We start from the raw sequence: 12842 nt of genomic DNA, 5'->3' as shown, positions 1-12842 counted from the left end.
AACCCATACGTTTATTCCGAAATCAGACCCGTCCATATGTTCAAGCTATTCGCTGCGCCTTTTAACCTCGCGTAACTCGGTCTGCGCCATCAGCGTGTCTACCACCGCCACCAAGGCTTCGCCATGGTGGCGCCCCGCCTCTCGCTCCTGCTGGTACTGGTGCAGTTGCGCCTGCGCACTGCCGCCGTCACGGACCAGGAACTGGGCGTGCTGCACAGCAGGCTCGTCGCCTGGAACAATGTGCGCCTGCAGCTGTTGCAGCACGCTACCGAGCCACTCGGCAAAAGGCAGCGCACGCTGCGTCGCGGGGTCGATAAAGGCACCGCACAAGCCGTAACGCTTGGCTCGCCAGCGGTTCTCCAGGGTAATCACGCGGGTTATCGGGTCATCGATCCAGCTGGCTCTGGGCGCATTAATGGCGTAATTGACCATGGTCCGAAACAGCGCCGCGATGCACAGCGCATCGTCAAGCCGCGGACAGGCATCGGCGATGCGCAACTCCAGAGTCGGGTAGCGAACGGCCGGGCGGATGTTCCACCACACGTCTGCCGAGGTGCGAATCGAGCCGGTGTCCAAGAGCATCTGCACGTAGCGCTGGTAGTCGGCGTCACTGTCGAAATGATCGGGAATGCCCATGCGCGGCCACTCATCGCAAACCGCTTGGCGATAGCTCATCAGCCCAGAGGGCTTACCGTCCCAGAATGGCGAAGAGGCACTCAAGCCCAAGAGCAGAGGCAGCCAGGGCGTGACGCTGTTCATGATGCGAATCCGGTCCAACTCGGCCGGCACCCCGACATGCACGTGCAAACCCGCCAGGACGCTGCGGCTGGCAACTATCTGGAAGTCATCGAATATCTGCTGATACCGCGCAACGCCGGTAGGCCGCTGCTGCCGCCATTGCGCCAGCGGCTGTGTACCAGCGGCCACCAGGCCAAAGCCAAACTCCCTGGCCACCTGCGCCAGGGTGCGGCGTGCGCTACTCAGGCATTCACGGGCATCTTGCAGGTTATGCAGAACCGGGGTGACGACCTCAAACTGGGCGGCGAACATCTCTCGGGTGACCAGGCTACCCAGGGCCTCCTGGCATGCTGCAGCGAAGCCTTCCACGGGCTGGCGGGGAATGCGCCGGCTGAGCAGATCCGTGAGGAAATACTCCTCCTCAATGCCGAACGTGGGGGTTGAACGGTCTGTCATGGCGCCTTCCTTAAGCGGTTCTTGTGGTTGATACGCAGCGGCCTGCATGGTTCAACCTGTTCGCTCACGGCGCTTGCGGGGGAAATTAGGTGGAATTATTTCTTGCGCAAAGCCCTCCTAACTGAGGGGCCCAGAATCAGTCGCGAGGCTGTTTCTGGTTGTTGCCAAACCGGCCAGGAGGCCCAGCCAATGTCCATCCTCAGCCTTGTCGACACCTCCTTCAGCGACCACGCTCGGTCTGTCACCAGCAGCGATCAGTGGCAACCGATCTATCGGCATCTGTTGGCCGAGCCTCTGCACGCACGCGAGGCTGCGCGCGACTTTCTCGATGAGCGCCTGGAGGAAGCCGCTGACTTGCCCTGCGATCTGCCTGACAGCCCTGACCAGTTACACGCCTGGTCTCTTCGCGGGGCTGCAGCCGTCACTCAGCAATATGCAGCCTACCTCGCTGACCGGCGCGCCGGTGTTGCACGCCAATACTTCAGCCACCGTGCCCAAGCGCTGTCTTTCCTGCGTGCAGTGGCACCGACCAAACTCGTCGATGGCGCCTGGTTGTACGGCACGTTGCCGCACTGGCGGGACGTACGCATGCAACCGCTGGTGCGCACCTATCTGGAAGAACTGGGCGATGGCATCCCCCAGCAAAATCATGTGCTGATATATCGCAAACTGCTGGCCGCTCAAGGCTGCGACGACCTCAGCAATCTGGACGATGGCCTTTACCTGCAAGGCGCGATCCAGTTGGCACTTGGTCACATGGGTAGCGACTATCTACCCGAGGTCATCGGCTACAACCTTGGCTATGAGCAGCTGCCTTTGCATCTGCTGATCAGCGCGTTCGAGTTGGAAGAGCTGAACATCGATCCCTATTACTTTCAGCTGCATGTGACCATCGACAACAGCGGCACCGGCCATGCGGCCAAGGCGGTACGTGCGGTGCTGGATAACCTGCCGCTGCTGGGTGACGCCAAGGCGTTCTATCAACGGGTTGCCTTGGGTTATCGGCTCAACGATCTAGGCGTCAGCTCACGGGCGGTTATTGCCGGCTTCGACCTGGAGCAGGAGCTGCACCGAATGCTTGAGCACAAGCGCGGGGTGGCCGGCCAGGTGCACTCCGATTACTGCCGCATCGAGGGACGGACGATCAACCAATGGCTGGCCTGCCAAGAAGGCATCGGCGGATTCCTCGACGCACTGCAACGCCGGGGCTGGATTAAACGTCACCAGGACCCTATCCACAGCCGTTTCTGGAATCTGGTGCGCGGCGATGGAGCCGCGATGTTCGGTGTCTTCAGCGACTATGAACAGCAACTGGTGCACGACTGGATAGCCGGCGACTGGCTCGATACAGAAACCGCCAGACGCCTGAACAGCGGCGGCTTTCGCAAGAATCGCCAACACGCAGACCTACTGCCGGACACCACGCAGCCGGACGAAGGCCACGAACTGGACAGTGAACAACAGTTGCTGCGTAAGCAATTGCGGCGCATGGATGCCACGCAACGCGAAGCGCGGCTCATCGAGTTGCTGGCCCCGGTCTATCATCCGACCTCTGCCGGGTTGGCGGCAACCCGCGTCTTTGCCGCATTGGCTGGTTGAGACAGGAGAACCCTATGCAGGACTTCACGTCCCTCGCTTCACCCAGCGCCATCGCTCTCGTTAACCTGGGCGCCGCGCTACGCGAGCGTGGTTACCGTTTTACTACCCCTACGCCGGCCACCCACCAACGGGTCAACCAGCGCCTCGGTAATCAAGAAGCACGTAACCTGCGCGATATCTTCGGCTGGAGCCGGGCCTTTCGCCGCGAAACCCTGGATGCCCAACTGTTCGAGCTAATGCGCCAGGCCGATGTGCTGGAAGCACAAGGCATGCGCTGGATCAGTCGAGTGCGGTGGTCAAGCCTGGGCGATGTGCTTTTCGTGCATTCACGCTTTCCGACCAACCGCGCCGACGCCGTGTTCTTTGGCCCCGACACCTACCGCTTCGCGCGGCTAGTGCGCGATTACCTGCAGCACGACACTCGGCCCCTCGCGCGCATCGTCGATATCGGCTGCGGTGCAGGGCCCGGCGCGTTGACTGCAGCCTTGCTGCGCCCGCAAGCCGAAGTGCTAGCACTGGACATCAATGATCAAGCGCTCGCCTTTACTGCCGTCAACACGCAGCTGGCTGGGGTTGGCAATCTGTTAATGGCGCACAGTGATCTGCTGCGTGACGTGGCTGGTAACTTTGACCTGATCATCGCCAACCCACCCTATATGCTCGACCCCGACCGGCGCACCTATCGGCATGGCGGCGGCATGCATGGGGCCGGCTTGTCACTGAAGATATTCGATGCCGCACTGGAACGCTTGGCACCAGGCGGTACCTTGCTGCTCTACACCGGGGTGGCCATATTCGAGGGTCAGGACAGCCTATTCGACGCCATTCAGCCATCGCTACACGACCTCGGCTGGGACTGGAGTTATGAGGAAATAGACCCGGATGTATTTGGTGAGGAACTGGAAAAGCCCGATTACGCTCAAGCAGAGCGCATCGCCTGTATAGCGTTGAGGCTTACGCGCCCGCCTGGGGTTTGAATTGTCAGGGAGCAGGCCTTTGCAGACGTGCCCGCTCCCCTGTAGCTGTTTAGGCCGCGGCGGCCTGTAGATCGTTTTTCAGGGTTTTCTGCATGACTTCCATTTCATCGCCCAGCTGCAGAAGCTTCTGCTTGCCCAAGAGCTTGGCAGCTTTTGGGAACATATCCTTTTCCTCCTCTTCGATATGGTGCTCCAGCAACTCCTTGAGCACCTTCACGCGCCCCGAGAACTCGATAGAAGACGGCACAGTGTCCTTGATATCGGGCAATACAAGCGAATCCACGGCGCGATGCTCTTCCTTAGCCTCGGCGGTCAGCACGCCTTCACCTTTGCTGCCCGCAGCCTTGAGCGCAGGATAAAAAATCCGTTCCTCAATGGTGGTATGCACCTGCAGTTCAAGCTCGATCTTTTGCAGCAACTTCTTACGTGTTTGCACTGCGCGCTCAGTGGTGTCACTTAAGCGGCTGAGCAAACCTTTTACGGTTTCATGATCTTTCTTGAGTAATGTAATGGCGTCCATTTCTGCGTCCTCATCGGTTTTCTTGCGTTTACTAACTCCACAGTTCAAACAACTTGGCTCGTTTATAAAATGCCGCCAACGCGTCGAAAGCATCGCCGTTGCTGACCTTGCTGCAGATCCAATGTTTGGCACTGCCGCCCCAGTCAGCTGGACGAGCGGGAGCCTTGGTCGAATACAACGCGAAGTTCTACACAGCTTCCAAGCGCCGGCTCTGTGGCGCAGTCTTGGCCTTGTAGATGTTTTCAAAACAAAAATTGGTGGCTTCGACATAGCCTTCCGCAGAGCCGCAATCGAAGCGCTGCCCTTTGAATTTGTACGCCAATACGCAGCCCTGCTTGGCCTGTTTCAGCAATGCATCGGTGATCTGAATTTCGCCATTCTTTCCAGGTACTGTTTGCTCAATAAGGGCGAAGATGTCAGGCGTCAGGATATAGCGACCAATGATTGCCAGATTGGACGGTGCCTCGTCAGGTCGAGGTTTTTCCACCATTCGTTCAACCCGGTAAATGTCATCACGGATTGCCTCGCCAGCAATCACGCCATAACGGGAGACGTCCTCAAGAGGAACCTCCTGAATCGCAACGATAGAACAGCGAAACTGCTCATAGAGCTTGACCATCTGAGCCAACACACCATCACCGTCGACGTTCAAACACAGGTCATCGGCAAGCACCACGGCAAAGGCCTCATCGCCAATTAGCGGACGCCCACACAAAATGGCGTGGCCGAGCCCTTTCATTTCCACTTGCCGCGTATAGGAAAAACTGCACGCCTCGATAAGGTGACGAATACCGCTCAAGGACTTCTCTTTGCCGGTATTAGAGATTTCATGTTCCAGCTCGTAGCTAATATCAAAATGATCTTCTAATGAGCGTTTGCCACGGCCTGTGACCACGGCAATTTCAGTCAGACCGGCTTCCAGCGCCTCTTCTACGCCATATTGGATAAGTGGCGTATCAACCACCGGCAGCATTTCCTTTGGCATCGATTTGGTCGCTGGCAGAAAGCGAGTTCCATAGCCTGCTGCGGGAAACAAACATTTCTTGATCATTGAATAGCACCGAAAGTGTGGGTTGTAGAAAAGCTGACCCTTTCAAACGCCGCTAGGTTCAAGGATTTTTTATCGCAGAATGGTCTGAAAGACTGGGTTATCGCCTGAATGGTTGAAACTTACCTTGCTGTTTCGGCCCACCGTAAGCAGCCGTCTAAAATGGCTAGTTCAGTACAAGCACAGCAAGCAAAAGCTATACGCAACCTGTACACAAGCCTTAAAGCACAAGCCTAAATATAACTTATATGATATCAATTTAATATTGTTTCATACCGCTCGTCTGCCAATGTTGCACTGAGTTTCGCCCGCGCTATTGTTTCATTTCGCCGCACCATTCTTAAGGAAAAGAAAATGAAACCGGACGTACTAGTCGCCAACCTCGAAGGTTATGCAGTACGGGTTACGGAGAGACCTGACGGCAGTATTCTATTGAAATTTGTTTCGTCTGATGGGAAGACGATAGAGCGCGTCGCGGGAAAAATATCAGACATAACAGCTACAGTACGATCGATAAAATTTGATGTGGCTTATGAAGCGGGGGAAGATCACTTAAGCGATGCAGTGAAATATTGCTGCAGCGCTGCTACCCTACCCACTTACTCGCAAAATCCAATTTTTAGAACACAAAGCTCAAGGTTGTGGGATATACGGAAGATACGTGAAAAATAGGTGCAGCTCTCCCACTTAGAATGTAACGGGGCTTAGAAATGGATATTTTAAATCACCGATACTACACAACTAGACTTTCAGAGCGACCTAAGAAAGCTGAAGCCATCGCATTTATTGCGCTTCTGTTCGCAGTAAGCTTTAAGCTTATTTTCCCCCCAGATGCTTTTGTCGAACTTCGAGAATACACGCCAACTTATCAAGCACGAACTACTTGCGGCTTTGAAAGCCTGACTCGGCATCAGGCACGCTGCGTAGGTAATTGCCAGGACACAGAACAGCTTCAATCGGCATGGGAATTCAGCCAACTGTCTTTGGCTTGCGAACAGGCCAATATCAACACAACCGACGAGATTAACAATGTCAGCTTAGAAGACTTGGTAATTCAATCGATTAAAAAAATACCAGCTTTCTAACATAGAATTGGCAATGACTCAGCGCCGGTGCATGGCTGGTATTTTTGCGCGTTTACTCAGTCGCGACGTGGGTAATCTACAGCTAGAGCTCTTCAATGCTCTGAACGTGGATTATCAGGAGCATTTTCGAGTAACGCCCGCAGGTGCACCTGGCGCTGAAGTAGCGTGTTGTACTGATCCACTAACGGATCTCTAAAAAGAGGAGGCAATTCCTCCTGAACAAGCGTTTCAATGTCCTCACCGACTGAATTCAAAAGCTGCAAGCCCTCGCTCAGCAAGGCGCGATCATCGTCCCTCTCGAGCAGTAACTTCAGCCGCTGCCGGGCGCAGTAAAGCATGTCAGTCGCACTCGCGTGCTGGACAGGCCGTCCGCCATAGCGCGTTATCTGCCGCTGTAATTGATCACCTATCAAGGACAGCTTCACTGCCAGGTCGCTGAAAAGAGAACGAAGCTCCTCAGTGCTAGCTTTCGTCGCACAATATTCGAACGTCCCCTGACCGAGGTGGCAAGTAGCAAGCACTTGGTTCAGGCGAGCTATTGTCTTGTCTAAAGTAGGCATGTTTCCTCCCATGCGTAGGATTTATTAGCTGTATATCCGCTATGCACTGCGGCGCGACCACGGTCGACTAACATTCAAGCGATCACAAGCCAAGCGGTAAACCGCAACGCCTTTATTTAGGCTTCTGAATGATTGATCTTTTTTCCACTGCACTTAATGATCGCATAATTAATTTTCCCCAACCGTTCCAAACTAATTGCTCACGCCGCTTCCATCATATCGCCCAGCTTCACTTGATACTTATTCAACGTTCAAAAAAAGTTCGTTCACCTTCTACAACGACAGTCGGAGAACCATCAACAAGGCCTGAAAAATTCAAAACGGTGCTTGATGAATGACGTAAAAAGCGAGGCTATTCAACGATTAGCTTTCCCGGCCCGCAAAAGAAGAAGCCAATCCCACCTCTCAAACCGGCATAGCCATAACTATAAGTGCAAGTTTTCTTGCACGGGTGCGCCACTGCCATTCGCATCATCACTGGCACGCATCAAAAATCCCTCCGACCTAGCTATAGACCCTCCTCTCTTAGTAATAATCAAATTTTTAATTAGCCGTCCGTCGGCAGTCGTCTACTTAAAATATGGGTGGAGCTCGGCCGGTAGAAGTAGCGGGCAAATGCTCTGTCCATTCATAGACAACGAGGGAGGCGTTACGGACTTATTGCCTCTCGAGCGGCACCGAACACCCAACACGTCCGTTATAAGAATCGGGACCTATGCGAATTTGTGCATATGCAGGCGATATGACATTAAGCAAAAGTCCAAACGCAGGATAGACGGTCAACATCATCGTTCGCTGTCGCACAGACTTATCTTGGCGCGCCACTCATGGTGATGACTCATTGCGGCAGTAATCGCCGCGCAATATTCCTTGAGCTCAATATTCATCACATGAGGAGTCACTATGCAGAACTCAAACACTATAAACAGACCAAGTGTTAATTCACTGGGCAATGGCACCGGCCCTATCGTCGCAGGCCCAGCAGCACGAGGCGACACGAAGCTCGGCTCAGCCAATGTTGCGCACGATTTTCATACGTTCTTGGTCGACATCGAGGACCTCATTAAAGACATGGCTACCCTAACGGGTGACGACTTGGCGCAGGCTCGAAACAAATTAAGCTCGCGTATTGAGGCGGCGAAAGTTTCCGCAGAGGCTGTTGGCAGTGGCCTCTCCCAGCGAGCCAAACAGACTGCAGAAACTTCCAACAATTACGTCCATGAAAAACCGTGGACAGTCGTGGGGGCCAGCGCAGCAATTGCCTTCGTGCTCGGGTTGCTCACTGCGCGTCGGGGCTAGCTGCGCCCGGACCAGGCAAGGATGGAGCGAAGGCAGAAGAGGTCATGCCTGATCCGGACAGATTTGGCCGGTTATGTTCTGCCTTGCCTGGCACCTAAAAATGCTGCCGCCTTTGTAAATAGCACCCCTGGTGCTCTTCTGGCTGTAGTAGGTGGCCACGATTGGCACACAAGGCAAACACCCATGGATGTCGATTGGTGAGCCTTAGTTTCTATGGTACTTAACCGCCTGTAACTGGCTGGGCCTATTAGGCAGTAGGCGATCCGTTTCTTTCTTAACCACCGCATAACATTCGCAGCTCAACTGTTCGAGTCTGAAACGATCTAACACCGTGATGTGCCCGCGGTAGTACTCAATAATGCCTTGCCTTTGTAGCTTGCCTGCGGCTTCAGTAATCCCTTCACGGCGCACGCCAAGCATGTTGGCAATCAACTCCTGAGTCATGGCGAGCTCATTACCTGGCAGTCGGTCAAGTAATAACAACAGCCAGCAGCACAATTGCTGTTCGATACAGTGGTGCCGAATACAGATAGCAGTTTGCGACATCTGGGTGATTAGCGCTTGGGTGTATCGCAAGATCAACTGCTGCAACTCGCCGTGACGGTTGCACTCGTCCAAAAATCGCAGACCGGATAAACGATAGGCGTGACCACTGCTGTGCACGACCGCACGGCTGGACATGCTTTCACCGCCCATAAAGAGAGCCAAGCCGGCTATACCCTCATTGCCGACGGCCGACGTCGCGACGGAGGCACCGCTCTCAATAACACAAAGCATGGCAATAACTGCATCCGTTGGGAAATAGACGTGGCGTACGGTATCGCCCGCTTCGTAGATGACCTTTCCCTGTGGCAGCTCCACCCACTCCATGCTGCTAAACAGACGTTCTTGAACATCCCTTGATAAAGCGGCTAAAAGAAGGTTTTGCTGAGTCGATTGGGGTTCCATTCTGTCATTCCATATGTATGAAGGGTGGTCATCGACGTCGAAGGTCATGATAAAAAGCGATAAATAAAAACAACTATTACACGTGGAGACGCTCACGCAATTGCGCGGTACAAGCACCACGCAGTAAGTGCCCGCGGCCTATCGGCGTAACACTATTGGCTAATCGCTCAAGTTTCTTGGTCATATGTTGTTTGGCTATGGCCGCTATTAAACGTTCAACAAAAATTCGTTAGCCATCGAGTGCAAGGCAACTTCCACCGCCTAGTACACCCGCATTTTTGTAGGTCTGCCGTAGGCAATTAAGGGGAACATCTGCTGCTTTTCATGACTCAACCATGGCGCTGCTTCGCGCCTGGTCAATCACGCTGAGGAGGAGCGTTACGGCTCCCTGTCGCACAGCTCAACCTGTCGACCTGGACCGCCACCTTTTCTTATTCACACGAGGGCGTAGTTTCATGACATCCGACTGGTTGGCCTATATCCCCACAGCGGATTTAAGAGCTCTACTGGCGGCGTTACTGGCCGCGTTTGTACTGGCTCTTGCCACCAAGTGGTTGATGGTGCTGCTACTGCGAGTAACCCGCTCGTTCACCTTCGCCCGCGAACTACTGTTGCAGGCCAAGGCGCCGCTGCGTCTACTGCTGCCACTGCTTGCCGTTCAGATGGTCTGGAGTGCAAGCCCCGATGACATTCTGTTTATCGCCGCAGCACGCCACATTACGTCGCTGGGCATTATCGGCAGCGTCACTTGGCTAGGGCTGCGCGCGGTGAACGCAATCCAGCAGATCATTCTTTTGCATCATCCGCTCAATATCAGTGACAACTTACGCGCCCGGCGTATCCAGACGCAGACCCGTGTGCTGGTACGCACGCTTAGCACGTTGGTCGTCGTGTTCGGATTTTCTACCATGCTGATGACCTTCCCTTCTGCTCGCCAATTTGGCACCAGCTTGCTTGCATCCGCCGGGTTGGCGGGTCTGGCTGTGGGCTTCGCAGCGAAGCCTGTTTTGGGCAATTTGATTGCCGGGCTACAAATTGCTCTCACCCAACCTATTCGTCTGGATGACGTGGTGATTGTGGAAAATGAGTGGGGGCGTATCGAAGAGATTACCGGTACCTATGTAGTGGTCCGCATCTGGGATGACCGCCGCTTGATCGTTCCCCTGCAGTGGTTTATCGAGAATCCATTCCAGAACTGGACGCGGATGACCTCATCACTGATCGGCGCGGTGACATTATGGGTGGACTATGCGACACCTCTAGACCCCCTGCGCCGCGAAATGGCCCGACTTTGCGAGGAGGTTCCGGAGCTGTGGGACGGCCGTGTCAGCGTGCTGCAAGTGATCGAAAGTGGCGAACGCAGTATCCAGTTGCGCGTACTCGCCAGCTCCGCAGACTCGTCACGCAACTGGGACCTGCGCTGCTATCTGCGGGAAAACCTGATCAACTTTATCAGCCGCAATTACCCACATTGCCTGCCGCAACTGCGCGGCGTACTCAAACCCGATGTCGAGAAAGAACATCGCGCCGAACTGCCGGCTGAAGGTGAGATCAGTGAGCCGGAACGGCAGCCTCCGGTATGACGGCTCAGACCTGCCGCAGGCGCTCGTAGTAATACGGCAGCTGCAGCAATGCATAGCGTGCTGCAGCTGTCCGCACTTCGTTGCGCTCGCCTGCAAACTTCATGGTTTCGCTCACGACGCCATTGTGGCCATTAACCTTCATGGCGCAGGCAAAACACTGCACCCCATCCATTGCGCCATCTGCCTCGGCCAGGCCGGTATTGGCCAGCACGATATCGGCCGTGCTGAGTTTCATGGCACCGACTGCCATCTCCCGAGCTACCTCTTCACTGGTTAAACCAAAGGTGTCGATAGTCTGCATGCTAACCCCCAGACAGGCATGTTTAGCCTGAGGCGAATACACCACAAAACCGGATTCGAGTACCGCGCCAGCACCCATTGCCTCCGCCACCATGGAGGCCATTAATCCAGCCGTACAGGACTCTGCCGTCGTCAGTTTCAGCTGGTACTTCTCTAAAAAATTCACCACCTGTTCAACGCTGTGCATGGGCTGAGACCTTATCTGCAGTTGAGGGAATTGTTGTAGAAATGGGAAGCCAGCGCGCCTTGCAAAGTTCAACCTATTACTCCAGCTGCCGCGGGAAATAAGACGAACTTTCAGAGAGGTCATAGGGTCAGCCATCTATAAGGAGACCTCGCGCGCAGCTACGAATGAGTGGGCTTTTTTAATGCCCTCGACACAGCCAGGTCGAAAACAACTACCTACAGCGTTTGCATTCTGCTACCTGCCAAAAGGCATGATGGACGGGACGCACGCCCCAGTGAAAGGGACTAATAAACACCATGAGCGAAGTCTCGGCGAACAAGAAAAATCTATGGTGGCTCTGGGGTAAGCGCCTGCTAACCCTGTTCTTCTTCATCATGGTTCCAGTAATGCTGTTTATGCTGGTGAAGAACCTCGACTGGCAAGAAGTTAAACAGGCGCTGCAATCGTTCAGTGCGCGCACCTTACTGCTGTGCGTCATGATCACAATGCTCAGCTATGTGTTGTTCAGCAGCTACGATGTGCTTGGCCGCGCCTACACCGGACACAAGCTCCCGGCCCGGCAGATTCTGCCGGTGGCTTTCGTCTGTTATGCCTTCAACCTCAACGTCAGCTCATGGGTCGGCAGTATTGCGCTGCGCTATCGCCTGTATTCCAGGTTAGGACTGGACTTGCCAACCATCACCCGTGTGCTCAGCTTCAGCCTGGTGACCAACTGGGTGGGTTATGTGTTGATCGGCGGCATCGTGTTCTCTCTACGCCTACTGGACCTGCCGGAAAACTGGAAAATCGGAACCACGGGCTTGCAACTGATCGGCATCGCGATGCTGGGCGTTGCCATGACTTACCTATTGGCCTGTCGCTTTGCCAAGCGGCGCGCCTGGACCTTTCGCGAACACGAACTCACCCTGCCCACGTTGCCCCTAGCCTTGCTGCAGATCAGCATGGCCGCGCTCAATTGGTCACTTTCCAGCTTGGTGGTATTTTTGCTGCTGCCGGACGGCGTTACGTACCCCACAGTGATTGGCATCATGCTGATTAGCAGTATTGCTGGGGTTATCACGCATATCCCGGCCGGACTTGGGGTCTTGGAGGCGGTGTTTATTGCGCTGCTACAGCACGAGCTAAGCAAGGGCACCATTCTCGCTGCCTTGATCGGCTACCGAGCTATTTACCTGCTGTTGCCGCTGATGGTGGCTTGTGCGGTGTATCTCGTCCTAGAGAAACGTGCGAAAACCTTACGCCGCCACTCCGGCATGCTTAAACCACATGATCAGCCTTCATGATTAGCGGCGGTACTCCCGGTGACTGCGGGAAGTGCAATCCACTGAGGGTAGATGGATTCCATTGCCAACAAGGCTTCCATCCTCTTCGCCGTCCTCTATGAATCGCCCCAGGTTTTCTAGACACTCTCCAGGCTCTGGAAATAGCGCTTTTCAAACTCTACCGGCGACAGCTGGTTGTTGAAACCGTGCCGGCGTTTTGGGTTGTAGAACATCTCGATGTAATCGAACACATCAGCGCGAGCATCCTGCCTGGTGCTGT

General features: G+C 54.6%; 13 protein-coding genes. 6 read left to right on the top strand and 7 right to left on the bottom strand.

The window, feature by feature from the left end:
• Window positions 1-45 precede the first annotated feature (45 nt).
• A complete protein-coding gene (locus AACY25_RS08705) occupies window positions 46-1194 on the bottom strand; it encodes a carboxylate-amine ligase (RefSeq protein WP_339523909.1) in 1149 nt (382 codons plus the stop codon).
• A gap of 189 nt (window positions 1195-1383) precedes the next feature.
• On the opposite strand from AACY25_RS08705, the gene AACY25_RS08700 reads away from it, so the two are divergent.
• Entirely contained in the window at window positions 1384-2793 is a 1410-nt protein-coding gene (locus tag AACY25_RS08700) for an iron-containing redox enzyme family protein (protein ID WP_339523908.1), read from the top strand.
• A gap of 14 nt (window positions 2794-2807) precedes the next feature.
• On the top strand, window positions 2808-3770 hold the full coding sequence (locus tag AACY25_RS08695; protein WP_339523907.1) for a class I SAM-dependent methyltransferase: 963 nt from the start codon (window positions 2808-2810) through the stop codon (window positions 3768-3770).
• A 49-nt stretch (window positions 3771-3819) separates the two neighbouring features.
• On the opposite strand, the gene AACY25_RS08690 is transcribed toward AACY25_RS08695, so the two are convergent.
• The gene (locus AACY25_RS08690; protein WP_339411482.1) at window positions 3820-4290 is read right to left on the bottom strand and encodes a hemerythrin domain-containing protein; all 471 of its coding nucleotides are present in this window, start codon (window positions 4288-4290) and stop codon (window positions 3820-3822) included.
• Between the two features lie 187 nt (window positions 4291-4477).
• Window positions 4478-5341, bottom strand: a complete 864-nt coding sequence (gene galU, locus AACY25_RS08685; RefSeq protein ID WP_339523906.1) for a UTP--glucose-1-phosphate uridylyltransferase GalU — start codon at window positions 5339-5341, stop codon at window positions 4478-4480.
• A gap of 707 nt (window positions 5342-6048) precedes the next feature.
• Here galU and AACY25_RS08680 point away from each other — a divergent pair.
• Window positions 6049-6423 (top strand): hypothetical protein, encoded by a 375-nt coding sequence (locus AACY25_RS08680; RefSeq protein ID WP_339523905.1) that lies wholly within the window; start codon window positions 6049-6051, stop codon window positions 6421-6423.
• A gap of 92 nt (window positions 6424-6515) precedes the next feature.
• Here AACY25_RS08680 and AACY25_RS08675 read toward each other — a convergent pair whose 3' ends face one another.
• Window positions 6516-6983: a DUF2383 domain-containing protein gene (locus AACY25_RS08675; protein ID WP_339523904.1), complete on the bottom strand. Its 468-nt coding sequence runs from the start codon at window positions 6981-6983 to the stop codon at window positions 6516-6518.
• 903 nt (window positions 6984-7886) lie between these two features.
• Here AACY25_RS08675 and AACY25_RS08670 point away from each other — a divergent pair.
• Window positions 7887-8282 (top strand): DUF883 family protein, encoded by a 396-nt coding sequence (locus tag AACY25_RS08670; RefSeq protein ID WP_339523902.1) that lies wholly within the window; start codon window positions 7887-7889, stop codon window positions 8280-8282.
• A 204-nt stretch (window positions 8283-8486) separates the two neighbouring features.
• On the opposite strand, the gene AACY25_RS08665 is transcribed toward AACY25_RS08670, so the two are convergent.
• A complete protein-coding gene (locus AACY25_RS08665; protein WP_339523901.1) occupies window positions 8487-9230 on the bottom strand; it encodes a Crp/Fnr family transcriptional regulator in 744 nt (247 codons plus the stop codon).
• A gap of 455 nt (window positions 9231-9685) precedes the next feature.
• On the opposite strand from AACY25_RS08665, the gene AACY25_RS08660 reads away from it, so the two are divergent.
• Window positions 9686-10813 (top strand): mechanosensitive ion channel family protein, encoded by a 1128-nt coding sequence (locus tag AACY25_RS08660; RefSeq protein WP_339523900.1) that lies wholly within the window; start codon window positions 9686-9688, stop codon window positions 10811-10813.
• A 4-nt stretch (window positions 10814-10817) separates the two neighbouring features.
• Here AACY25_RS08660 and AACY25_RS08655 read toward each other — a convergent pair whose 3' ends face one another.
• Window positions 10818-11300, bottom strand: a complete 483-nt coding sequence (locus AACY25_RS08655) for a CinA family protein (RefSeq protein ID WP_339523898.1) — start codon at window positions 11298-11300, stop codon at window positions 10818-10820.
• Between the two features lie 296 nt (window positions 11301-11596).
• Between AACY25_RS08655 and AACY25_RS08650 the strand changes: the two genes are divergently transcribed.
• Window positions 11597-12583 (top strand): lysylphosphatidylglycerol synthase domain-containing protein, encoded by a 987-nt coding sequence (locus tag AACY25_RS08650; RefSeq protein WP_339523897.1) that lies wholly within the window; start codon window positions 11597-11599, stop codon window positions 12581-12583.
• Between the two features lie 116 nt (window positions 12584-12699).
• Here the strand turns inward: AACY25_RS08650 and AACY25_RS08645 are convergent.
• A partial coding sequence (locus tag AACY25_RS08645) for an IS3 family transposase (RefSeq protein WP_339524979.1) occupies window positions 12700-12842 on the bottom strand: 143 nt, incomplete at its 5' end.

This window comes from Pseudomonas sp. EA_35y_Pfl2_R111 (genome assembly GCF_963970955.1).
GTDB lineage: Bacteria > Pseudomonadota > Gammaproteobacteria > Pseudomonadales > Pseudomonadaceae > Aquipseudomonas.
The sequence above is the reverse complement of the archived record's forward strand: the minus strand, read 5'-3'. Positions and strand labels throughout refer to the sequence as shown.

Bases quoted from the DNA above. Each gene is read 5' to 3' on its own strand.
- AACY25_RS08695 (WP_339523907.1), top strand. From the start codon at position 2,808: ATGCAGGACTTCACGTCCCTCGCTTCACCCAGCGCCATCGCTCTCGTT.
- AACY25_RS08675 (WP_339523904.1), bottom strand. From the start codon at position 6,983: ATGCCTACTTTAGACAAGACAATAGCTCGCCTGAACCAAGTGCTTGCT.
- galU (WP_339523906.1), bottom strand. From the start codon at position 5,341: ATGATCAAGAAATGTTTGTTTCCCGCAGCAGGCTATGGAACTCGCTTT.
- AACY25_RS08660 (WP_339523900.1), top strand. From the start codon at position 9,686: ATGACATCCGACTGGTTGGCCTATATCCCCACAGCGGATTTAAGAGCT.
- AACY25_RS08690 (WP_339411482.1), bottom strand. From the start codon at position 4,290: ATGGACGCCATTACATTACTCAAGAAAGATCATGAAACCGTAAAAGGT.
- AACY25_RS08650 (WP_339523897.1), top strand. From the start codon at position 11,597: ATGAGCGAAGTCTCGGCGAACAAGAAAAATCTATGGTGGCTCTGGGGT.
- AACY25_RS08705 (WP_339523909.1), bottom strand. From the start codon at position 1,194: ATGACAGACCGTTCAACCCCCACGTTCGGCATTGAGGAGGAGTATTTC.
- AACY25_RS08670 (WP_339523902.1), top strand. From the start codon at position 7,887: ATGCAGAACTCAAACACTATAAACAGACCAAGTGTTAATTCACTGGGC.
- AACY25_RS08680 (WP_339523905.1), top strand. From the start codon at position 6,049: ATGGATATTTTAAATCACCGATACTACACAACTAGACTTTCAGAGCGA.
- AACY25_RS08700 (WP_339523908.1), top strand. From the start codon at position 1,384: ATGTCCATCCTCAGCCTTGTCGACACCTCCTTCAGCGACCACGCTCGG.
- AACY25_RS08655 (WP_339523898.1), bottom strand. From the start codon at position 11,300: ATGCACAGCGTTGAACAGGTGGTGAATTTTTTAGAGAAGTACCAGCTG.
- AACY25_RS08665 (WP_339523901.1), bottom strand. From the start codon at position 9,230: ATGGAACCCCAATCGACTCAGCAAAACCTTCTTTTAGCCGCTTTATCA.